This is a genomic window from Tateyamaria sp. GN1-10, from assembly GCF_055693845.1.
On record NZ_JBVFUR010000003.1, the window covers coordinates 127,865 to 149,768 of the forward strand.

General features: G+C 59.2%; 23 protein-coding genes and 1 pseudogene. 9 read left to right on the forward strand and 15 right to left on the reverse strand.

Annotated elements, in window-relative coordinates; all coding sequences use genetic code 11:
• Positions 1–59: 59 nt before the first annotated feature.
• Together ACZ1HN_RS01190 and ACZ1HN_RS01195 are read right to left on the reverse strand one after the other, a co-directional pair.
• Positions 60–300: pseudogene (locus ACZ1HN_RS01190) on the reverse strand (IS5/IS1182 family transposase); the annotation flags it as partial.
• A gap of 214 nt (positions 301–514) precedes the next feature.
• Positions 515–3,121, reverse strand: coding sequence for a cation-translocating P-type ATPase (locus ACZ1HN_RS01195; protein WP_472726141.1), 2,607 nt, complete (start codon positions 3,119–3,121; stop codon positions 515–517).
• Positions 3,122–3,249: 128 nt separating this feature from the next.
• Here ACZ1HN_RS01195 and ACZ1HN_RS01200 point away from each other — a divergent pair, with 128 nt between their 5' ends.
• Positions 3,250–3,624: a phasin family protein gene (locus ACZ1HN_RS01200; protein WP_299605070.1), complete on the forward strand. Its 375-nt coding sequence runs from the start codon at positions 3,250–3,252 to the stop codon at positions 3,622–3,624.
• Positions 3,625–3,641: 17 nt separating this feature from the next.
• On the opposite strand, the gene ACZ1HN_RS01205 is transcribed toward ACZ1HN_RS01200, so the two are convergent.
• From ACZ1HN_RS01205 to ACZ1HN_RS01230, 6 genes are all read right to left on the reverse strand, one after another.
• Positions 3,642–5,318, reverse strand: a complete 1,677-nt coding sequence (locus ACZ1HN_RS01205) for a PHA/PHB synthase family protein (RefSeq protein ID WP_472726142.1) — start codon at positions 5,316–5,318, stop codon at positions 3,642–3,644.
• A gap of 11 nt (positions 5,319–5,329) precedes the next feature.
• Entirely contained in the window at positions 5,330–6,271 is a 942-nt protein-coding gene (locus ACZ1HN_RS01210) for an efflux RND transporter periplasmic adaptor subunit (RefSeq protein ID WP_472726143.1), read from the reverse strand.
• 266 nt (positions 6,272–6,537) lie between these two features.
• On the reverse strand, positions 6,538–8,898 hold the full coding sequence (locus tag ACZ1HN_RS01215) for an ABC transporter permease (RefSeq protein WP_472726144.1): 2,361 nt from the start codon (positions 8,896–8,898) through the stop codon (positions 6,538–6,540).
• A 5-nt stretch (positions 8,899–8,903) separates the two neighbouring features.
• The gene (locus ACZ1HN_RS01220) at positions 8,904–9,623 is read right to left on the reverse strand and encodes an ABC transporter ATP-binding protein (protein ID WP_299773876.1); all 720 of its coding nucleotides are present in this window, start codon (positions 9,621–9,623) and stop codon (positions 8,904–8,906) included.
• Positions 9,620–10,126, reverse strand: a complete 507-nt coding sequence (locus ACZ1HN_RS01225; RefSeq protein WP_472726145.1) for a hypothetical protein — start codon at positions 10,124–10,126, stop codon at positions 9,620–9,622. Before ACZ1HN_RS01225 ends, ACZ1HN_RS01220 begins: the two co-directional genes overlap by 4 nt.
• A gap of 135 nt (positions 10,127–10,261) precedes the next feature.
• Positions 10,262–10,501, reverse strand: coding sequence for a hypothetical protein (locus ACZ1HN_RS01230; RefSeq protein ID WP_472726268.1), 240 nt, complete (start codon positions 10,499–10,501; stop codon positions 10,262–10,264).
• Between ACZ1HN_RS01230 and ACZ1HN_RS01235 the strand changes: the two genes are divergently transcribed.
• The gene (locus tag ACZ1HN_RS01235; RefSeq protein ID WP_472726263.1) at positions 10,397–10,726 is read left to right on the forward strand and encodes an alcohol dehydrogenase catalytic domain-containing protein; all 330 of its coding nucleotides are present in this window, start codon (positions 10,397–10,399) and stop codon (positions 10,724–10,726) included. The two genes, ACZ1HN_RS01230 and ACZ1HN_RS01235, sit on opposite strands and share 105 nt — an antisense overlap.
• A 110-nt stretch (positions 10,727–10,836) precedes the next feature.
• Positions 10,837–11,283, forward strand: a complete 447-nt coding sequence (locus tag ACZ1HN_RS01240) for a zinc-binding dehydrogenase (RefSeq protein ID WP_472726264.1) — start codon at positions 10,837–10,839, stop codon at positions 11,281–11,283.
• On the opposite strand, the gene ACZ1HN_RS01245 is transcribed toward ACZ1HN_RS01240, so the two are convergent.
• Positions 11,255–11,455, reverse strand: coding sequence for a hypothetical protein (locus tag ACZ1HN_RS01245; protein WP_472726146.1), 201 nt, complete (start codon positions 11,453–11,455; stop codon positions 11,255–11,257). The two genes, ACZ1HN_RS01240 and ACZ1HN_RS01245, sit on opposite strands and share 29 nt — an antisense overlap.
• A 143-nt stretch (positions 11,456–11,598) precedes the next feature.
• Here ACZ1HN_RS01245 and ACZ1HN_RS01250 point away from each other — a divergent pair, with 143 nt between their 5' ends.
• Positions 11,599–11,991: a c-type cytochrome gene (locus ACZ1HN_RS01250; protein ID WP_472726147.1), complete on the forward strand. Its 393-nt coding sequence runs from the start codon at positions 11,599–11,601 to the stop codon at positions 11,989–11,991.
• Positions 11,992–11,994: 3 nt separating this feature from the next.
• Here the strand turns inward: ACZ1HN_RS01250 and ACZ1HN_RS01255 are convergent, their stop codons facing one another.
• The 3 genes from ACZ1HN_RS01255 to ACZ1HN_RS01265 form a co-directional block, all read right to left on the reverse strand.
• A complete protein-coding gene (locus tag ACZ1HN_RS01255) occupies positions 11,995–12,156 on the reverse strand; it encodes a hypothetical protein (protein WP_299210325.1) in 162 nt (53 codons plus the stop codon).
• Between the two features lie 43 nt (positions 12,157–12,199).
• Positions 12,200–12,598 (reverse strand): hypothetical protein, encoded by a 399-nt coding sequence (locus ACZ1HN_RS01260; protein ID WP_299210323.1) that lies wholly within the window; start codon positions 12,596–12,598, stop codon positions 12,200–12,202.
• A gap of 88 nt (positions 12,599–12,686) precedes the next feature.
• The gene (locus ACZ1HN_RS01265; protein WP_472726148.1) at positions 12,687–13,724 is read right to left on the reverse strand and encodes a sodium:calcium antiporter; all 1,038 of its coding nucleotides are present in this window, start codon (positions 13,722–13,724) and stop codon (positions 12,687–12,689) included.
• A gap of 131 nt (positions 13,725–13,855) precedes the next feature.
• Between ACZ1HN_RS01265 and ACZ1HN_RS01270 the strand changes: the two genes are divergently transcribed.
• Together ACZ1HN_RS01270 and ACZ1HN_RS01275 are read left to right on the forward strand one after the other, a co-directional pair.
• The gene (locus ACZ1HN_RS01270) at positions 13,856–15,049 is read left to right on the forward strand and encodes a site-2 protease family protein (protein ID WP_472726149.1); all 1,194 of its coding nucleotides are present in this window, start codon (positions 13,856–13,858) and stop codon (positions 15,047–15,049) included.
• A gap of 43 nt (positions 15,050–15,092) precedes the next feature.
• Positions 15,093–16,619, forward strand: coding sequence for a PAS domain S-box protein (locus ACZ1HN_RS01275; protein WP_472726150.1), 1,527 nt, complete (start codon positions 15,093–15,095; stop codon positions 16,617–16,619).
• Here the strand turns inward: ACZ1HN_RS01275 and ACZ1HN_RS01280 are convergent.
• The gene (locus ACZ1HN_RS01280) at positions 16,604–17,374 is read right to left on the reverse strand and encodes a response regulator (protein ID WP_472726151.1); all 771 of its coding nucleotides are present in this window, start codon (positions 17,372–17,374) and stop codon (positions 16,604–16,606) included. The two genes, ACZ1HN_RS01275 and ACZ1HN_RS01280, sit on opposite strands and share 16 nt — an antisense overlap.
• A gap of 161 nt (positions 17,375–17,535) precedes the next feature.
• Between ACZ1HN_RS01280 and ACZ1HN_RS01285 the strand changes: the two genes are divergently transcribed.
• Positions 17,536–18,207, forward strand: a complete 672-nt coding sequence (locus ACZ1HN_RS01285; RefSeq protein ID WP_472726152.1) for a helix-turn-helix domain-containing protein — start codon at positions 17,536–17,538, stop codon at positions 18,205–18,207.
• On the opposite strand, the gene ACZ1HN_RS01290 is transcribed toward ACZ1HN_RS01285, so the two are convergent.
• Both ACZ1HN_RS01290 and ACZ1HN_RS01295 read right to left on the reverse strand, forming a co-directional pair.
• Entirely contained in the window at positions 18,204–18,626 is a 423-nt protein-coding gene (locus ACZ1HN_RS01290) for a DUF2267 domain-containing protein (RefSeq protein WP_472726153.1), read from the reverse strand. The genes ACZ1HN_RS01285 and ACZ1HN_RS01290 overlap by 4 nt on opposite strands.
• Before the next feature lie 15 nt (positions 18,627–18,641).
• Positions 18,642–19,835: a DUF8173 domain-containing protein gene (locus ACZ1HN_RS01295; protein ID WP_472726154.1), complete on the reverse strand. Its 1,194-nt coding sequence runs from the start codon at positions 19,833–19,835 to the stop codon at positions 18,642–18,644.
• A gap of 131 nt (positions 19,836–19,966) precedes the next feature.
• Here ACZ1HN_RS01295 and ACZ1HN_RS01300 point away from each other — a divergent pair, with 131 nt between their 5' ends.
• Together ACZ1HN_RS01300 and ACZ1HN_RS01305 are read left to right on the forward strand one after the other, a co-directional pair.
• On the forward strand, positions 19,967–20,452 hold the full coding sequence (locus ACZ1HN_RS01300; RefSeq protein WP_472726155.1) for an Hsp20/alpha crystallin family protein: 486 nt from the start codon (positions 19,967–19,969) through the stop codon (positions 20,450–20,452).
• Between the two features lie 59 nt (positions 20,453–20,511).
• Positions 20,512–21,351: a universal stress protein gene (locus ACZ1HN_RS01305; RefSeq protein WP_472726156.1), complete on the forward strand. Its 840-nt coding sequence runs from the start codon at positions 20,512–20,514 to the stop codon at positions 21,349–21,351.
• Positions 21,352–21,904 lie beyond the last annotated feature (553 nt).

Sequence of the window (21,904 nt, forward strand, 5' to 3'; positions counted from 1 at the left end):
TGGTTGCGGCGTAGTTTTTTCCGTGACGACATTGCCTGTCATGCGGCTAGGCTCAGGATTCATAACCAAAATATGAAAGCTGCAGCGCGTGCGATTGCGGAGAGGAAGACGGTTGGGGATCTGTCGTACCGCGTCGCGACACGCCTCCAGCCCCTGATCCTGCGTAGTATTCTTTCAATCCGGTTACGTCGTTTATGGCGGCGCCTATCATACTTGACGGTTTTCTTGCGCGACTTGCGCTCCGGAGTGCAAGGCTTTGTGCCCTTGTCTATAAGGTTCCTCTCGGAACCAGTCAGCTTCTGGCAAGCCGCTCATTTGGGAGAGCGGAAAGAACGTGGGGATTGACCGGACTGTGAGGTAACCTTCTGGGAAAGCGACCGGAGGGCTAGTGATGAAAATCCGTATCAGGGTTGAGACCGAGTTCGGCTGGGGCGAGACACGGTCGCATGATCTGGGCAATGTCGAGCGCGACTCGGTCGGGGTGTGGTTGTGCAGCGGCGGCGGCCGGTAGTGGTCAAGCACCTTCTGTTTTTGGTGTGCGGTGTATGCGCACTGCTTTGGCGAGTTCCGGCACGATGATGAGCGGGGCGGCAAGCAGGCAGATGATTGACCAGTGTTCAATCCCGAGAGGGACGGTGCGCAGAAGCGTTTGCAGTGGCGGCCAGTAGACAGCCGCCAGTTGCAAGCTGACGCTGATGGTGAATGCGATCACAAGGATCGGATTTGAGAACCATCCAATTGTGGTTGTGGGCCGCGTGAGAGAGCGGAATGCGAACACGCTTACCTTTTCGAAGATCAGCATGGCGGTAAAGGCTGTAGTACGGGCGATGTCTACGCCGTGGGGCAAAAATGTGTAGAAAATCCATAAGCTTGCGGTGGCGGTGTAGAGCCCGAAGGTGACAATTAGTGCAAAGCCTGCCCGCCCGAGGATGGCCTCGCTTGGTTTGCGTGGCGGGCGCCGCATCTGGTCGGGTTCTTCCTTCTCCAACCCCAGGGCCACGGCAGTGATACTGTCGGTGATCAGGTTCATCCACAGGATCTGTGTGGCCAGGAAGATCAGTGGCCCGCCGATAATGAGGTTAACCATGATCGCCAGCACCTCGCCCGCGTTGGAGGACATGAGGTAACGGACGAACTTGCGCACGTTTTCGAACTGCCTTCGGCCTTCGGCGACGGCATTCACAATGGTGGAAAAGTCATCATCCAGCAGGATCAGATCGGCTGCACTCTTGGACACCTCGGTGCCCCGAATGCCCATGGCGACGCCGATATTTGCTTGCTTCAGGGCGGGCGCATCATTCACTCCGTCGCCCGTCATGGCAACAATCTGATCTTTGCTTTGAAGGGCTTTGACGATGCGCAGTTTGTGTTCGGGCCGGGTGCGGGCAAAGAGCACATCGTCCTGGAGCCTTTCAGCCAGTGCATCATCACTCATGGCGTCAATTTCATGCCCTTCAATCAGATCAGGTGTTCCCAATCCGATCTTGTCCGCCACGGCCGCCGCAGTGATTGCGCCGTCGCCGGTGATCATGATCACCCGTATGCCTGCGTTGCGGGCAAGGCGCAGGGCTGACTCGACCTCTGCCCGTGGTGGGTCAATCATGCCGACGAGGCCCAAAAAGGTGAGGTTTGTCTCTGATGTGTCTTTGCCGTCAGTGTCGCGTATGGCCAGTGCGAGGACGCGCAGGCCCTGGGCGGCCATGGATTGATAGGCGTCCGCAATGCGTTGTCGTGTGGATGGGTCAAGCGGGTGCTGTGTGCCGTGGGTCAGGATGCGATCGGATCGCTCAACCACGACTTCGGGCGCGCCCTTGACGAAGAGGCGGGTCCGGCCTGCATCGTTTGCCAGCACGCTCATGCGTTTGCGTTCGCTGCTGAAGGGCGTTTCCGAGATTAGGTCGGCTTGCGACACCGGGGGCGCCCACCCCTTGTGGGCGAGGGTGACAAGCGCCCCTTCGGTGGGTGCGCCGATCATCGTCCAATGCTCCCCCTCGCGGTGGAGGGAGGCGTGGGTGCAGGTCAGCGCCGTTTTCAGGATTAGGGCGAGCGTCAGGTCGTCGCTCGCTCGGACGGATTTTCCACCGGTTTCGATGTGACCCTTGGGATCATAACCTTCACCGGTGACATCATACGTGCGGTCGTGGGTCCAGATCTGCGTCGCTGTCATCTGGTTCTCGGTCAGTGTGCCGGTCTTGTCGGTGCAGATCACCGAGGCCGCGCCGAGCGTTTCAACCGCCTGCAACCGGCGCGCCAGCGCGTTCTTGCGCGCCATGGCGGACGCGCCGATAGCGAGCGTGATCGTGACGACGGCGGGCAGCCCTTCGGGCACCATGGCGACGGCGAGCGACAGGCCTGTCATGAACATCTCAAAAGGGCCGCGGCCGACCATCAGGCCGATGACGACAACCAGAGCGGCGATGGAAAGAGCCGCAATGCCGATCTGCTGGGCCAGTTTGCCGAGCCGGATTTGCAGATTTGTCCGCTTTTGCCCGACACTTCCCGTCAGTTGGGCGATCTGGCCGAAGCGGGTGTGTTGGCCGATCTGAGTTACGATACCCCGGGCGCGCCCCTTGACCAAGGCGGTGCCGGCAAAAAGAAGGGTTTCATCTTCTGCGCCTCGCTCCGATTTGTCCACTGGCACCGACTCCCCCGTCAGCACGCTTTCGTCCACGCGGATTTCCATGGCTGATACGATGTGCAGATCGGCGGGCACAGCGGCCCCGGCAGTCACAACGACAAGGTCGCCGGGCACGAGTTCGCGGGCGGGGATGTCAATCTCTTGCCCGTCGCGGACCACGATGGCGTGGGGCGATAGCATGGAACGCAGTGCATCTAGCGCAGTTTCGGCGCGCCATTCCTGCACAAACCCCAGAACCGCGTTCAGGAGCAGCACAAGGGCGATGGCCAGCGCGTCAACCCGTTCGCCCAGGGCCAGTGCGATCAGGGCAGCAACCACAAGGATGACTACCAACATGCCCCCGAATTGCCGCAAGAAGACGATCAGCGGTCCGGGTGGTTTCTGGCGTGGCAATTCATTCCAGCCGTACTGGGCGCGCAAATCGTCGATCTGCTGGGCTGACAGTCCCGTAGCAGGGGCTGCGGACACGTCGGAAGCGCGCATCTTGGTTTCTCCGGGCCGGACCCTTTCGCGCTAGCAGTGCACGGGTTCTGCGGCATTGAGAAAGATCAATCGGCAGCGACCCGGGGCACGATAAGCTCGCCTTCATCAGTCATTGTTGGGAGATTGAAATGCCACCGAAACAGCCCGCAGGCGCAGCGCAGACCGACACATCGACGACTGCCGATGTGACCAAGATGGCCGGGGACGTCGCAGCCATGCAGGATCAGGCCGTGAAATCCATGTCGCAGATGGGGCTGGCTTGGGTCGAAGGGATGAGTGATCTGGGCAGCGAAGTGCTGTCCTTTGTTGCAGACCGGATCAAGGAAGACGTCAAGACGCAGCACAAGATGCTGCATTGCAAGGACGTCTCGGAGCTTCAGAAGATCCAGGCCGAGTTCATGCAGACGGCTATTGATCAATACACTGCCGAGACTGGAAAGCTCGTGCAGATGAGCCAGGATCTGTATGCGCCGCCAAGTGCGGACGAAACCAAAAAGAGCTGAGCCCATTCCCAAAAGGATCAGCCGAAGACGTAACGCCCTGGCGCTGGTCCTTTGGTCCAGCGCTTTTTCGCAGGTGCATGCTGTTTCGAGCCGCTGTGGTCGGCCAGCCATTTGACCCATGCAGGCCACCATGAACCGTCTTCAATGGGGGCTTGGTCCATCCAGGCTTCGGCCGCGGTGTGCGGGTCGCCTTCGGTCTTTTTGCGCAACCGGTAGTGGCGGTTGCGGTGGCCCGGTTCGGAGAGCACGCCGCTGTTGTGCCCGCCAGCAGTCAGGCAAAAGGTCACATCTGTGTCGGTCAGCATTTGCAGCCTGAACACAGACCGCCAAGGCGACACGTGGTCAGTTTCGGTGGCAAGGCAAAAGATGGGCACCCGCAAGTCGGTGAGCGCGACCGTCTTGCCCCCCACTTTGAACCGCCCCTTGGCCAGCTGGTTTTCCAGAAACATCTGTCGCAGGTATTCCGAATGCATCCGCGCAGGCATCCGCGTTGCATCGGCATTCCAGGCCATGAGGTCGTTCATGGGGGTGCGTTCGCCCAGTAGGTAATGGCGCACGATCCTGCTCCAAATCAGATCGGTGGAGCGGAGCATGCGGAATGCCCCTGCCATCTGGTCCGCGCGCAGGTACCCTTGGGTCGCCATGATGTCTTCGAGGAAGGCGACCTGGTTTTCATTGATAAATAGTGACAACTCACCTGGTTCGGAGAAATCCACCTGTGCGGCCAACAGCGACAAGCTATGCAAGCGCGTGTCGTGGTCCCGCGCCATTGCGGCGGCGCCCGCAGCCAGCAGCGTGCCGCCAAGGCAGTAGCCGACCGCGTGCAACGCGCCGTCGTTTTGGGGCACTATATGGTTGATGGCGGCAAACATTCCAAGATTCAGATAGTCCTCCAAAGACAGGTCAGCGTCGCCCTTGTCCGGGTTTTTCCACGAGATGATATACACTTCGAACCCCTGATCGCGGAGATAGGCGACCAGTGAGTTCCGCGGCGACAGATCCAGAATGTAGTATTTCATGATCCAGGCGGGCACGATCAGGATCGGTTCAGCGTGGACCTTCTTCGTCGTGGGCCGGTAGCGGATCAGTTCAATCAGCTGGTTCTGGTAGATAACGTCGCCCGGTGTGATGGCGATGGTTTCGCCCACGCGGTAGTCTGGATGCAACTTTGGACTCTGGCTGATCAATTGGTTGAAATCCTCGATCCAGTGCTGCCAGCCCTGTGTGAAGTTCTGCCCATGTTCCGCCAGCGTCTTGTCCAGCACATCCGGGTTGGTGAGTGCGAAATTGGCGGGTGACATGGTGTCGATGATTTGCCGCGCAGCGAAGGAGACAATGCGTTGATGGGCAGGATCGACGCCGACGATGGGCGCCGTTGCCTCTTGCCACCACCTCTCTTGCAGGCTGAACCAGTGCCGCAGTTGGCTGTAGGGTGGCACGTTCCACGCGAGGCTTTGGAACCTTGGGTCGTCTGTTTCGGGGGCCTTGCCGGTCAGAAACGTGGTCCATGCCTCTGCCCCCTTGGCCCATGCGCTGAAGGCCAGTTGGATTTGCCGTTCGGGGGAGCCCACGACATGCAGCGCCCAGTCGAGCCACGCGGTGCTGAGCGCTGTGGGCGACAGCCCGCCCGTGGCCTTGCCCACGGCGCTGTGCAAGATGCGGTCGAGGTTGCGGTCGGTGCTGTCCTTTGGCACTGGGAGTCCTTTCAGAAGGTGGTGCGTTCTTCGATCAAGGCACCATCGGTGAGGTCGTCGCGGGGGTGCTCCACGATGCGGTCACCGGGCTCCAGCCCGCTTTCCACCACCGCAAAGCGTCCATTGCGCGCGCCAAGGTCGACCGGCACGCGCGTGACCCTGTCGCCGTCCGCGCGGAACGCGGCCCAATAGTCATCGGTGCGGAACGCAGCACTTAGCGGGATCAGAAGTGCGTCTTCTTCCTCGTAGGTGACGATGCGCAGGTAGACTGCGAATTCATGGCCCAGATCAGGGCGTTGTTCGGGAGGTGTAGTGATGTCGAATACGACGTCGACGCGCTGTTCCTCGATCCCGAGGGCGGAGACTTTCATGCGTGCCGCGGGCTCTACATAAGCCAATTTGGCTTGAAGCGGGGGGCCGCCCCAGCGTTCAACGGTTGCGCGGGCGTTTGGTGGCAAGCTGACCGCGTCGGATGTGAGCAGGTCCGCCACGAGTTCGATCTGGCCGGGGTCGCCGATTGTGAGCAAGCGTTCGCCCGATGTAACTGGCCGAGCGCTGACCTCGTCGATGTCCAGAACAACGCCGTCCGTTGGGGCAAGAAGCGACATGCAACACGTATCGTTTTCGCCGTTGCCCGAGGTTTCGACCAAGGCCGCCTTTGCCCGGCGCAACCCGCCTTCGGCCTGCGCGATACGGGCATTCGCGGCCTCAAGGGCGGCATTTGTGATGGCAAAGAGCTGTTGCGCTTCCTCCAGCCGGGTGATGCTGGCCACGCCCCGTTCAACCAGTTCCGAGGTGCGGTCGAAATGTGACTTCGCGAAGATGTAATCCTCTCGCGCACGGGCCAGGTCCGTTTCGGCCACGTGCAGGGCGGCTTCGGCCTCGGTGACGGCGGCTTCGGATTGCATACGGGTGCGGGCATCGAGCAACCCCGGCGAGATAGGTTCGACCAAGGCGACGACCGTTTCCCCCTGTCACCGGATCGCCGACGCGCACGGGTGAGCGTTGGGCGACACCGGCGATGGGGGCCGACACCTCGAACACCTCTACCACGCGTGTCGTGCCGTCGGCATCGACCGTGATCTCGAAATGGCCTCTATCCACGGTGTGCAGATCCACCGGCACGGGTTCGGGGCGGAAGGTCACATAAAGCAGGCCCCCGGCGATGCCGACCCCGATCAGGCCAAGAACAATGTTGCGGCTGGTGTGGGCCATGGTGTCACTCTCTGGTTTTCATCACGGAAACAAGGTCGATGCCGTCGAGCCTGCGTCGCACAACCAGGACGGAGACAAGGGCGGCGGTCAGCACGATCAGGCTGGCGGAGGAAAACGTGGAGGCGCTGACCACGAGAGGCATGGAGTAAAGGTCGCTGGTGTAGCTTTCGGTCAGCATCTTGGCGACGCCCCAGCCAATCCACCAACCCAAGGGTTGGGCAAGGACGGCCAGCAACATGATCTCGCCCACCAGTATGAATCCGACCTCACCCTTGGTGAAGCCGAGGATGCGCAGACTGGCGAGTTCACGCGCGCGCTCCGACAGCTGGATGCGCGCGCCATTATAGGCGACGCCGACGGTGATCAACGTGCCGAGGATGGCGTAGATCGTGGTCGTGATCAGGATGTTTCGGCTGATCGTATCCTCGAACCCTGCCCGGTTTTCGGCCAGCATCGCGCGCCCGGCCAGCTTAGGCAGGTCTTTGAGGCTTTGTTGAAAGGCGTCGCCATGGGCCGCGTCCAGCGTGACGTTGACGATGGAGACGCGCGGGTCTTGCTGGAACAGGCGATTGGCGGTGGCTTGATCCATGTAAGCGCCCAGGCCGAAAAACTGGGTTACAAGCTGTGTGACGGGCAGGGTGTAGGTGCCTTGATGGACACCCAGAAATTTCACCTCGATCACGTCGCCAAGGGACGCGCCAAGCTGGGCAGCCAAACGTTCCGACAGCATGATGCCGCCAGGCGGGGCATCCACCACCTTACCGTTCGTTGACACCACGCGGCTGAGGTTCATGCCGGGGCGCCGCGCCTCGATCGTGGCGCGCTTGCGATAGTGTTCGTGACTTAGCACTGCTGTCATCACCTGCTGCCCCTCGGCCTGAAGCACGCCGGGCAGACGACGGGCCTCAACCACCACGCTCTCGTCCACCTCGTCATTGAAGAACAGGACCGCGTGCTGGCGGTTGGATTGGTAGAACGCCGTATCGATAATCAGATCGAGCGCGTCGGGGAAAAAGTTGGAGGACACCAGGATGCCCACTGCCAGTGCCATGCCCAGGATGCTTAGGCCTGCGCGCATCGGCCAGCGGATGATGCTGCGCAGGATCATCATAGTGGGCTGGCTGATGCGGATGAAGTGCAAAGCACGGTCCACCCAACTGGTGGTAAAACGGGGCGGCGCAGGTGGTGCCATGGCCGTGGCAGGCGCAAGCCGCGCCGCGACCCATGCAGCGCGCGCGGCCCCTGTGCCTGCCGCGATCAGGCCCAGCACGCCGGACAACACGTAGATGTTCCACGACACCGAATAAATCAGGTAAGGGAACTTCAGGAAATCAGCATAGAGTTTCGCGAGCTCGAAACTGAGCCAACTGCCAGCGATATAGCCGATCGACACGCCGAAGACGCCCACCAGGCTGGCAAGCAGAAGGTAGTGCATCAGAATGGCCGTATCGGAATAGCCCAGAGCCTTGAGCAACCCGATCTCGGCCCGTTCGAGCGCCACGATCCGCCCCATCACCATGTTCACAAGAAAGATCGTGATCCCGAGAAAGATGGGCGGCAGCGTATAAGCCAGCGTGCGCAGTTGCGTGATTTCCGCATCTATGAAGGCGTTGGATACCTGTTCGGTCCGATCAATGGCGCCAAGCGCGCCGTATGGTTCCAAGAAGATGTCGAGCGCGTCGATCACCGGTTCCAATCGGTAGCCCGAGCGCAGTTTGACCGACAGGTTGTTGAACGCCCCCGTTCGGTCCAGAGCCGCGGCTAGCGCCTGTTCCGGCATCCAGATCACGCCGAAATCTTCGTCGTTGGGGATCAGGCTACCGGGGCCGATGGTGTAGATAAACTCGGGTGACAGGGCCCAGCCCGTGACCGTCAGCGCGCGTTTGGTGCCATTGAGCGTTGCGGTGAAATTGTCACCGGGCCAGAGGTTGTTCGCTTCACCAAAGGGAGCGTTCAGGACCACCGCATCGGTGGCGGTGGCATCAGGCCAATTGCCCAGCCGCAGGATCGGTTGGTTGAGGGATGTGCCGTCTTCGGGCAGCGATACGACATAGGCCACCGTGGCATCAACCTTGGCCGGAATGTCCAGCGTCGCGTAGGTGGTAACGCGCGGCTCGATGGACGCGACCCCGTCGATATTGCGGATAATATCGAGCATCGTGTTCGGCGCCCGGTTCACGTCGATGAATATGTCGGCAAAGCGGTTGCGCTCGTAATAGGTCGCGCGCGTTTCTTCGAGCGCATCAGACATGCCGAAGGACATCAGCAGCACGGCCACGCCGGCTGCCAGCACAAGTGATATGGCGAGGAACTGTGACCAGAGCCTGCGGAAGTCACGGATGAGTTTCCGGTCAAGCGCCTCCATCCCGTTCACCACGCGATCTCGGCTGGGTCGAGCCGAGTTTCATTCACGTCGATGTTCGCGATCTTGCCATCTTGGAACCAGATCACGCGGTGCGCCATTTTGCGGATTTCCGCCGCATGGGTGATCACCACGGTCGAGGTGCCCAGGTCTTCGTTTACCTGTTTCAGCACTTCCAGCACTTGGATACCGGTCTTGCTGTCCAGCGCGCCGGTGGGCTCGTCACAGAGCAGGATTTCGGGCCGTTTCGCCACGGCACGTGCGATCGCGACGCGCTGTTGTTCGCCCCCTGACAGTTGTGCCGGGAAGTGGTCCATCCGGTGCGTCAGGCCGACAAGGTCCAGGGCCTCTTCGGGCCGCATGGGGTTCAGCGCCACGTCCGTGACCAGTTGCACGTTTTCGCGCGCCGTGAGGCTGGGCACGAGGTTGTAGAACTGAAAGACAAAGCCCACATGGTCTCGCCTGTAGCGGGTCAACCCCCGGTCGCGCAGATTGGTCAGTTCCAGATCGCGGAACCAAACACGGCCATCGGTAGCGTGATCCAGCCCGCCCAGAATGTTCAACAGCGTGGATTTGCCGCTGCCCGAGGGACCCAGCAGCACAGTCAACTCGCCCGCAAACAGTTCCAGATCCACGCTGTCGAGCGCGTAGACCTTCACTTCTCCGGTATCGTAGACCTTGGTCAATCCGCTGGTGCGGAACACGCGCTCGGCGGGCAATTTGGTCATGCAACACCTTGTGATGCCGACGTCATCATGGCGTGGGCAAATGCGTCGAGGCGTTTGTCCGTTTCCGGAGCGTCTTCGATCTTGTTCTGAATATTTAAGCTTGCTGCCAACCGGCGGCCCAACACCGTTTCGCAAGTTGCCACGCATTTGAGCGGTTCACCGGCCCCGCCAGACGTGGTGAGCAGGCCAACGGGTGTCGCGGTTGCCGCCAGCGCATTTATGACACTGCGCGCCGGGGAGGCGGGCTGATCCGCCCAGATGGGGCAAGCGACCACTATCCAGGGTCTGTTTGCTGTAACCACATTGCCGCCGGTTAGTGGCGGCAAATGTGATCGGCCCACATCCCAGATTGCGCGCAAGATCCACAGCAGAGGTACCTTATAGCGGTCGGTTTCAATTGGTATGACCTCGGCCACCGTCCGCTGCGCAAGCGTATCCGCGGCACGGCGAGTATGTCCGGATTTCGAAAAGCACAGAATGGCTGGTGATGTGTTTGCAGACATGACTCCGGGCTCCTTGCCGGGTCGGTTTACCGCCTTCGGTGCGTAGCGCATTGACCAATATCAATCTGAGCACTGAAGCCGCATGGCACAGAACGATCAAAGCCAGTCGAGAGGAGCCGTGAGATGCCGGACACGTTACCCAAGACAATGAAAGCAGCGGTTGTGACCGAGCTCGCCAAGCCGCTCGATATCCGAGAGGTTCCAGTGCCACAGATCGGGCCGCGTGATGTGTTGGTGCGCGTACGTGCCTCGGGCGTATGCCACACTGATCTGCACGCCGCGATGGGTGACTGGCCGGTCAAACCCACTGCACCGTTCATCCCCGGTCACGAGGGCGTCGGCGAGGTGGCCGCCTTGGGTGCTGAGGTCACGCATCTTAAGGAAGGGGACCGGGTGGGCGTTCCCTGGCTGCACACGGCCTGCGGGCGATGCGAGCATTGTTCGGGGGGTGGGAGACCTTGTGCGAAAGCCAGCAGAACACCGGGTACTCAGTTGATGGCGCCTATGCCGAGTTCGTGCGGGCAGATGCCGATTATGTCGGCCAGCTACCCTCTGCGTTGGAATTCGGCCCTGCCTCGCCCGTGCTATGTGCAGGTGTAACCGTCTATAAGGGTCTCAAGGAGACAGAGGTGCGTCCGGGTCAGTGGGTGGCAATCAGCGGTATTGGCGGGCTGGGTCACATGGCCGTGCAATACGCCAAGGCCATGGGCATGCATGTGGTCGCGGTGGATGTCGCGGATGACAAGCTGGACCTTGCAAAATCACTGGGCGCAGACGTAACCATCAACGCCACCATCACCGATCCGGTCAAAGAGGTAACCGACCATCTGGGCGGCGTGCATGGGGCGTTGGTGACCGCCGTCAACACCCAGGCCTTTGCACAGGCCACCGGCATGTTGCGGCGGCATGGCACGATGAGCCTTGTGGGCTTGCCGCCCGGATCGTTTCCCTTGCCGATATTCGACGTGGTGTTGAAGCGCCTGACAATTCGCGGTTCCATCGTGGGCACGCGGCTGGATTTGACGGAGTCGCTGAGCCTCGCGGCAGATGGTCATGTTGCGACGCATTTCGAATGGGACAGGCTTGAGAACATCAATGCGATCTTCGACCGGATGAAGGCTGGACAAATCACAGGGCGCACTGTGCTGGAGATTTGATCAAGACTGGACCACGCTTGACGTTGATGTCTGGATTGGCATTGCGGCGATCAGTCTGCTGAGCGTCTCCACCTTCATCGGCTTCGAGGACATGGTGAATGTCGCCGAAGACGTGAGTGTCACTGCCAATGCGGACGCCTTCTATTTCCACACTTTGCATGGCCTTGATCAATCTGAGCTTCAGCGCGCGCTTGCCGCTTGGCGGCCTTATCACTCTCTAACCTGGGCATGGACGTCACGGACCTTGAGATAAATCAAAGGCGGCGCGCAATGCGCCCACTAGGGTGAAGTCCAATTCAGGAGAGGCGAGCAAAAATGACATCCACAATGAGAATGGTTTACGGACTGCTGGCCGCAGTCGGCCTGATGGCCTGCGCACCGGACAACGCGGAACCTGATCTGAGCGCTACCCGTGGTGAACAGCTCTATTTCCAGAAATGCGCTTCGTGTCACGGGGTCGATGGCAAGGGCGGTAGCGCGCCCGACCTGACCACGTTGTCTGCGCAAAACAGGGGCATCTTCCCCCGGAATTTCGTAATGAGCGTCATTGATGGCTTCAATCGACGCGATCACCCCAACTCTGTTATGCCTGAGTTCGGAAACGAAGACTTGGGGCCGACTGTTCAGGTCGAGGATGGGGGGGCGACCACACCGACACCATCCGATCTGATTGCTCTGGCGGCCTATCTGGAAAGTATTCAGAGGTAGCAGTCAGCCTTTGCCGAATTGTGCGATCTGCGCCAGCGCGTTTTGCCGCAGTGCAACTTCCCTCTGCGACGCACGCACGATCCCTTCAAGAGTCTCGTAGCCTTCAAGTTCGGTTTTGAGGTACTGCGTGCGCCCGCCCAGTTCGACATACCAGGCTTCGATCATGTTTCGAAGGCGGTGTGATCTGTTAGTGTTCAGTCCCCGTTTGTCAGTGAAGCATTGCTGGTCCCGTCTTGACTGCCGCCAGTGCTTGAATACGTGCAGTCAAAGCGTCGAAGAACAGGCTCCGGAACGCGCGATGGCGCTTCAGAACGGAGGCGCACACGTCGTAAGTCATGCTGAGCATCCGCAGATCGCGTGTAGCATAGGCGCAAGTGTTGCGCACATCTGCCTGAAGGATCACGGTTGGTCCTGAAAGCTCGACCACAAATCCGCATCGCCACGCCGCGCGCAAGTCACCCGTGAGCACAATTGCAAGGTCGGCATGGTCTTCGAGGGTCATGCGTCGGCCGCATTCAACAGCATCCATCAGAACGTCGCCGTATGGCTCAAATCCGCTGCCGACAAGGTAAGCCAATTCATCGGTGATATGACATGTTCCATGCATTGCGTCCGTTCCATATTCCTGTCGCATGGCTCAACTTAGGTTGCCCCATGCGGCCTGGTATTGAGAATTGTCAACGCTGTTGCGGGTCTCAGCGCAAACTGTAGTAGACCAGCATACTTGTAACGAAACTGATCAAAACCAGCACGGAATCCAGGCCAACATTGCCAAGTCTGGGTTTACGCCGGATGAGTAGCCCCGTCAGGAAGATGGCCGTTACAACAATTGCAAAGCCGAGTGATGTCAGCACGATCGGTGAAGTCGTGCGCAAAACGGGCCCCGAGTGAAACAGAATGTCGGCAGGAAAAACCAAGACCAGCATAATCAGATTGCTGCCAAATATATTAGAAATCGCCAATGTGTACGCCCCCATGCGCACCGCAGTGATGCTTGTGGTCAACTCCGGCAGGGACGTGGCAGCCGCCAACAATGTGACACCTATGAAGCTGGTGCCAAGCCCGGATTGAATAGCCATGCTTTCTGCGCTGAGCACCAGGAGACTGCCAAAGATCAAAATCACCGCACAAGCCAGCACGGCTTGTGCGGTGAGGAGTTTCGTAGACGCTTTGGTCAGGCCGGTGGGTGCTGGAAATGGCAAGGGGTCGGGGTCAGGGAGGTCTACCGGAACCCAGTCGCTGGCTTCGTCATAGCTGCGCAGCAACCAAAGCGCGCCAGCATAGGCCACAGCGAGGATCACCGAACCTGCACCCACGCCCGCAATGGCGAACGGCTCGCCCACCATCAGGATCACGATCACCAGCCCAAGCATCAGAACAAGCAGAGTCGCCTCAAGCGCGTGATTTGCTTTACGCGGGTAGTTGGTGATTGCTCCGCGCGCCCAGAAGTCCGACATCGCCAGAATCGCCGTCTGCAACGCGATACCGCCAAAAAGGTTGTTCAGAACCAGCGCTTGCGCCCCTTGCACCGCAGCCGTCAATGTTGTGGCGATTTCCGGCAGGGACGTTGCCGTGGAAAGAAACACAAGGCCCACAACGGACTTTGCCAGTTTTAAACGATCCGACAGTGCATCCGCCAGATAGGCCAGTCGTGCTCCAGCCACCCAGACGGCAAAGGCGCTGATGGCAAAGACCAGCATTGTCAAAGGCAGGCTGCTGCTGAGATATCCCATGCAGGCGGCTTAAGCGTGCTGCTTGGTGACGGGTCTCGACATTTCTCAAGCCGGAGCATCTGCCGGGCTTGAGCAAAATCAACGGTGCTTTGCCACGCGTAGTTTACGCTGGCCACAAGGGGACAGTCGCCATGTTTTCAAATGCCCGCACCATCATCACCATTTTTGGCTTCCATATCCGGGTCGATCCCAGTTGGATCCTGATTGCAGGTCTGATCACTTGGAGCCTTTATCAGCACACTTTTCCTGCCGTCTTGCCCGGTCTGTCCAGCTGGACATATGCGACGATGGCCCTTCTTGGTATGCTGCTCTTTTTCGCCTCACTTGTGGGTCATGAGTTGGCCCATGCGGTGACGGCCCGGCGCTTTGGGGTCGACACGCGGAACATCACGCTCTTCCTGTTCGGCGGTGTTGCCGAGCTTGCGCAGGAGCCCGCCAGGGCCATGCACGAGTTCTGGATCGCGCTCGCTGGCCCGCTGATGAGCCTTGCCCTGGCCGCGATGTTTTGGACATTTGCAGTGCTCGGCGCGGTGTTGTCAGGGGTGGGCCCGGTGGTTGAGGTGTTGCACTATCTTGCGCTGATCAACTTGGTGCTCGCGCTCTTCAACTTGCTGCCAGCCTTTCCACTGGATGGGGGACGCATCTTGCGTGCGTGGTTGTGGCGGCGCAGCGGGGATATACTGGCGGCCACGGAAACCGCCGCCCAATCCGGCACAGTCCTTGCCTACGCTTTGATGGGGCTGGGTCTGCTGGGTCTGTTCCAAGGGGCGGTGGTCGCTGGTTTCTGGCAGATCCTGATTGGCTTGTTTGTTCTTGCGGCCGCGCGCAGCAGCCTTGATGCGCAGCGCACCAGGACATTGCTGGGTCCACGCGACGTGCGGGCGTTGATGACAACCGAGGTTGTGACAACGGAAGCCGGGACCAGTCTGGCCGCGCTGGTCAATCAGGTGATGCTGCCAAAACGTATCGGTTTTGTGCCTGTTGTCGAAGACGGGCAACTGCTGGGCCACATAGACACTGATGTGATCAACGGTATCGACCGCGAAAACTGGGCCAATACCACGGTGGATGACGTCTTTGTCGAATTGGATCAAGCGGTCTGCATTCCTCCGGATTTGCCCGTTCTGGATCTGATGGAACGTATTTCACGAACTGGTCAACGCAAGTTCATGGTGGTCGCAGGCAGCCTCCTGCTGGGCGTCGTTTCGCTGTCCGATCTTACCCGATACCTTGGACTGCTGGCGATGTTGGGAAAAGGGAGCAACGCAGCCGCTCCGACGCGAACCTGGAGCGAACCCTCTTGGACTCAAATCATGGCGGATTGATGCATCCCGGTTAGCGTGATCCTAAAATGATGGAACTCGATCCTTGGACCACAACCGCGACGCAGCCCTTCTTACAGCTCTGATGGACGCCGCCGCCGATGCAATCATCGTCGCTGACCGACACGGCGTAATGCAGCGCGTTAACCCCGCGGCAGAGCAGCTGTTCGGGTTCAGCACGAGCGTCCTTGTCGGGCAAAGCGTGAACGTGCTGATGCCCAAAGCGCTGGCGGATGTGCATGACGGGTTTATGGCACATCACCTCGAAACGGGCGAGAAGCGGATCATCGGTATCGGACGCGATGTGGAAGGGAAGCGGCGGGACGGAACGGTTTTTCCCCTGCATCTGTCGGTGGGGAGCGCCGAAGTTGGCGGTGACACAGTGTTCATTGCCATTCTGCACGACCTGACGGAACGTCACGCAGCGCAAGAGGCTTTGGCCCGCTCCCAACGGTTGGATGCGGTCGGTCAACTCACGGGCGGCGTTGCACATGATTTCAACAATCTACTGACTGTGATCATCGGCAATCTTGAGCTGTTGCAGATGCGCGGCGCAGACGAACGTCAGACTGGCCTGATCGACGATGCGCTAACATCTGCGGAACTGGGCGCAGACCTGACCCGGCGACTTTTGGTTTTCGCGCGCAAGGGCGACCTGAAACCTGTCGAAGTCGATTTGCGCGCACAATGCCGCGACGCACTTGCGATCCTGAGACGCACGATCGGGGAACGGTACCAGATCCGAACCGACTTTGCGAAAACAGTCAGCAAGGTGATGATTGACCCGGTGCAACTACAATCCGCGCTGATCAACCTCGCCCTCAATGCCCGCGATGCAATGCCCGAGGGTGGAGAGTTTCTGATCTCTGTCGCCGATATCACCATCGACGATCACTACATGGCGCAAGAGACCGACATTCAGCCGGGGCATTACGTCAGGCTGTTTGTCAGCGACGACGGCGAGGGAATGCCGCTTGAAGCCCAACGCCGCGCGTTTGAGCCGTTCTTCACGACGAAGGCCGAAAGCGGTGGCACGGGTCTCGGCCTCGCTATGGTTTATGGCTTTGTGCGGCAGTCCGGCGGTCACATCACGCTGTACAGCGAATTGGGGCATGGAACGAGCTTTGGCCTCTACTTTCCTGCGCTGCGGCCCGCCAGCACACCCCAAACGAGTGGCGAGGACAGGATGGGCAATGACCTGCCTCGCGGCACAGGCCAGGTTGTTCTGGTTGTCGAGGACAACCCCCATGTGCGCAAACTGTCCGTCGCGCGGATACGCGATTTGGGTTACCAAACACTGGAAGCGACAAGCGGAGATGACGCCTATGCCTTGTTGGGCACCGGGTTACGGGTAGATGTGCTGTTTTCTGATCTGGTGATGCCGGGATCGCTCAACGGCTATGACCTGGCCGCCAAGGTCCGCGCGGAGCATCCGCACGTCAAAATACTCCTGACATCGGGCTATGCTAGCGATGTGGTCACCGGCAAAATGGGAGCAACGGGCGAATACAGAATCCTGCACAAGCCGTATCGCCATTCGGATCTGGCCGAACGGCTTCAGGCGCTTTTGTGAAGCGTTTCAAACGGTTTGCAATCCACGTCGCAAGCAAATGTATATCCTACGCCACGCACCGTCTTGATAAGGCGTGGGTCGGACGGGTTGCGCTCGATCTTCTTGCGTAGCCGCGCCACCTGGTTGTCGATGGTCCGGTCAAGGGGTGACCATTCCACGCCTCCAGTCAGATCCATGAGTTGGTCTCGCGACAATACCCGTTTGGGCCGTTCCAGAAAGACCTTCAGCAAGTTGAAATCACCACTGGTCAGTGCACAGTCGGAACCGGTGCGGTCCATGACCTGCATCCGATCTGGGACCGCGATTATGCCGTCAAAGTAATAGGCCGCACTGTCGGGCACAGTGGCAGGGGTAGGCGCGCGCTTTTGGACGTCGGCTTCGGCAAACTGGTGACGCCGCAGAACGGCACGAATGCGGGCGATGACCTCGCGCAGATGAAAAGGTTTCGTGATGTAATCATCCGCCCCGATTTCCAGCCCCACAACGCGGTCGATTACATCATCCTTGCCAGTGACCATTACGATGGGCACAGTCGATACCTTGCGGATCTCGCGCGCCAGATCGAGCCCATTGTCCTGACCCAAATGAATGTCGAGGGTGATTAGGCAGGGCGCGCGGTTTTTAACATGCTCAAGCACTTCTGCACCACTTGCAGCCTCCTGAACTGCAAAACCATCATCTTCCAGCACATTTCGCAGCAAGGCGCGCACCTTGAGGTCGTCTTCCACGACCAGAATTGTCGGCTGTTTGCCCATGATCCCCTCACCGGGTTTATGAAAATGCACCACGTGCCCCCGGAAACGGTGCGCATCGGCTAGGGAGCGTTACAATTTGATACAAAACTGTCCTGCTCAACCATACGTAAGATTACAGTCTGCGTCCAACAAGGTCCTGGGACAGCCTAGGGGGACCACAGATGTATGTCACTTTGTCAGCTGAAGAACGTCCAATGCCTGCCGTTTTGGGAGGGGATGAACGTGCGCGCAAATCGCTGACCACACGACTGCCACAGGGCAAATACCTTTACCGCGAAGGGGATGTGGTCGAGCGCATTTATCAGGTGATGACTGGGGTTGTGCGCCTAACACGGATGCTGGAAAACGGTCGACGACAGGTGATCGCGTTCGGCTACCCCGGCGATATCATTGGTTTTCCCGCCAATGGGTGCCACCACGCCGATTGCGACGCGCTGGTCGACACCACCTTGCGCGCGTATCGCCGTGCGGCCCTTGATCACGGTGATGGCGACCCGGAATTGCATACGGCACTGTTGCAGGCTGCCTTGGGCGAAATCAGCGCCATGCAGGATCACGTCATGATGCTTGGGCTGAAATCCGCTGCCGAGAAGGTTGCATCGTTCCTGGATGTAATCAGCCGTCGGTACGGCGAAGATCTGGAAACCTATCGCCAGATCGAGTTGCCCATGAGCCGCAGCGACATTGCCGACTTTCTCGGCCTCACAACAGAGACGGTCAGCCGCGCGGTGACCGCCCTGCGCAAGGCCGGCGTGATCTCGCTTGATGGGGCGCAAATGATTATCGTGCTACAACCCGACACCCTTGCGGAGTTGTCGCAGGGCGAGGACTAGGGTGCTGCCCAGTACACGCGCATCTCCTCGGGAAGACATGCGCGGACATCCTCGACCTCACCGTGGCTGATCCTGTTGTTCAGCAGATCAAAGACGAATCTGGTGTCCTCCGATCCGCGAAACTCGGATGTATCCTTCATCGCTTCGGCAATGGTGGGTCCAAAACGCAGATGCGTGTCCGGTGCGTGCTTGGGTTGCCAACCTTCAAACATGATGCCCCGCACCAGCAACGGTAATTGCGCAGAAAACTGTGCCATCTCGTTCTCGGGCAGCCGGTCCCGCAAAATCTGCAACGTGACACGCAGTAACCGCAGCGCGCTTCGTTTCGACGTATAGCCGACCCGCTCCGCCAGTTCGTTGATCCACTCGTGCGTCAGGTGCACGGTATGGTCGATCACTTCGAGACCCTGACTGGACATACAATATCCTCCTTTTCAGGTTTTGGGATTGTCTTGGTCGACCGGCTGCATATCCAAGTCGAACGCAGGATCAATATCAGGCACAAGGGCCAGGAGGGCGGCATGGGTCATGGCGCCAACACCCAGCAGAACCAGTGTGTAGTTCGCCACCCATCCGACGAAGGGGACGAAGTTCAACAAAGCGACGGCGATGATGGCGGCAGCAAAAACCACCAAACGTGTGACGTTGTGCGGATCGACCTCACCCCCGAGGCCAATCCAAACACGCATCGCCACCGCATAGGCACCAAGCGCATAGGCTAACGTCCAGACCAACACGATGGACAAGATCGCGACAGGCACAAACGGGATCCCCACGATTGTCAAACCAGTCACCGGCACCGCACCAAACAGGATCGAAAGCCCAACCACCCCCTGAAGCAAAGTGCGCCCTGGCGCTGCTCCAATGGATTTGCGCAGCCACGATACATGCCGAGGTGCAAACCCCAGCGCGATGGCACCGACCAGGACGAAGAACAGCAAGGTCACCAGAAAACCAAAGAAAACAGAGGCGAAGGTCGGGAAGATCGGCATCTCCCGTATCCCGTCCCATTCACGCAAAAGGGTGCCGCCAGTCAGTGGTTCAAACGTGACGCGCGCGGCTGGGGCCACACGCTCCGGTACGTCCATTCTGGTGTCGGTTGTGTATGTCAGGCGGCCCGCGACCACCGCCTTGGGCCCGAAGCGGAGTGTTTTGGCCAAAACCAGCGCGTCACCCGTCACTGGCGCATTCAGCAGCACATCACGCCCGGAAACGGACAGCGCACCGTCAATCGGCCCGTCCACAATGACGGTCGCCCCTGCAAGCCGCGCATTGCCACCAACACGTGATGTTGTATCCGTTCGAACGGTGAACCCTGCAGCAGTCAGATCTTGCCCCACCGTGCCCTTCAGCGTCACGGTCGCCCCAGCGGCATAGGCGTCTTCGCCCACATCAGCCTCAATCAGGACGTCAAAGCCTGCAACATGAAAGTCTTCATTGGCTTGGCCCAGCACCGTCGTAGACCGCCCCGCAACGAAGGCATCACCGGATACCTCCAGCGTTTGGGTAATGGTCTCGCCCGATACAAACGTGTCGCCCCCATGTTCGGTCACCAGGGTCTCGGCGCTACCCGTCGAAACGCACAGAACAAAACCGATCAGCACAGCTGGTAAGTAAATCTTTCGCATCTCAACCGCTCCCTTTCTGCAACGACTGGATACAGCGCGTTCCTGAATTCCGATTGACAACGATCAATCGGGACCAGTGCCGATTTGCTAGTTTAGGAGGGCAGAAAACAAATGAACCTGAAAGGAGATCCATGGTGTCCAATCCGAACCTTCCCACCCGAACGGGCAGCTTCTACCCGCCTTTCTTTCAATCCTTCCAAAAAGAAATGGCGCAGATGCTTGACCATCTGCGTGGCACTGCGACCCCGCAACCGACCGAGGATTTCTTTTCCAGCGGTAGCATGCTCGTGCCCGCTATCGATGTGGCCGAAACCGACACGGGGCTGGAAATCAGCGCCGACATTCCCGGCGTGAGCGAGGAGAACCTGGACGTCACAGTGCAGGGCGACACGCTTGTCATCAAGGGTGAGAAAAGCACCAGCAAGGAGGAAAAGGAAAAAGACTTTCACCTTATCGAGCGTAGCCATGGCAGCTTCCGCCGACACATTCCGCTTGGGTTTGTCCCGGACGCGGGCGCCATCGCGGCTGACTTCTCGAACGGTGTTCTCACATTAAAAATCGACCGTCCCGAAAACGCGACGACCGGCGTTCAAAAAGTCGACATCAACACATCGTAAAGCACTCGGTCCGGCAGCACATGAGGCCGGGTCGAAACCACCAGTCCGGAGGGGATTTTATGGGACCGAAGACAATTCTGGTGTGCCTGACCAGCAAAGAGCACTCTGCCACCTTGCTGAAAGTGGCCGTGCCGCTGGCCCGCCGCGCTGGCGCTCACCTGATCGGCTTGCACACGCTGGAAGCGCTTGAAGTATATCCCGGTATTTCCATTCACATACCGGATCATGTCTTCGCGAGTTTCAGCGCCAGCCAAAAGCAGACCGCGCAGGAGATCAAGGAGATTTTCAACGCCCACACCCGGTCTGAAGACTTTGTGAGCGAGTACCGCTTGGTGCAGGCACAATCCAACACAGCCTCGGAACGCATGATCGAAAGTGCGCGGGCCGCTGATCTGGTGATCATGGCCCACGAAGATAAAGACTTGGACAGATACGACCAGCGCCGTGCGCAAGAGGCCGTGATCCGCCAAAGCGGAAGGCCGGTGATCGTGGTGCCGCTGAGTTATGACGGTCCCGAGATCGGTCACAAGGCTCTTCTTGGATGGAGCGAAACAAGAGAAGCGGGGCGCGCGGCCCATGATATGCTGGACATTATGGCACCCGGCTCTGAGATCGTCGCGCTGCGCGTCAAGGACCGTGCACAGGACGAGTTGCACGATCCCGACATGCTTGACGTGACCAGCGCGCTGGCCCGCCACGGACACAAGGTTGATCTGCGCCATCTTGACCAAGCCGGCCAGGCTATTGCGGATGTGCTGCTTCAATGCGCGTTCGAAGAGGGTGCGGATATCGTTGTGACAGGTGCGTTTGGGCACTCCAACGCCTATGATTTTGTGGTCGGTGCAACCAGCAAGGCGTTGTTACGAAATGCGAAACTGCCAGTTCTGCTGTCGAAGTGAACAACGGCAAAGCATCCAAAAAAACCAACAAAAGATGCCAATTGGTCTTTTTGCGCATGGTTTACACTGCACCTGAAATGAAACTGGCTGACTAAGGCTCTTCTGCCGGAATGAGGCAGGTCTCATGCCCTCACTTTGATAGGCGGCAGCGATAAGGCACTCGCCAAACCTGGCTCGGAACGCGAACGGCAGCGAGTAGATCAGTGCATCTAAATCCAGAAAGCACAGCTTTATCGCACTCCTCGGCAATCTGGATTGCACGCTCCAGCATGGGATTATTTCTAAGCCCCACGAGCCCGTTGAGTCACCGCTTTTTTAGAACGGGTTATATTGCACTTATGACCGCAAGGAGGGTTCGAACAGATGCTGTATGAGTAAGAGTGGCGTCTTGAGAGGGCCGGTTATCCCGCTTCGAGAATTTGAGCAGCGCGGAATTTTGCACAATTCACGAATGGCTGCTTCCGGCCCCTAAGACGACATCCACGGTCAGTTAGCGGTACTGCGCTTGCGCCCGGAAAGCTGCCATTAGCTGCGAACGCAAATTTCGGAACTG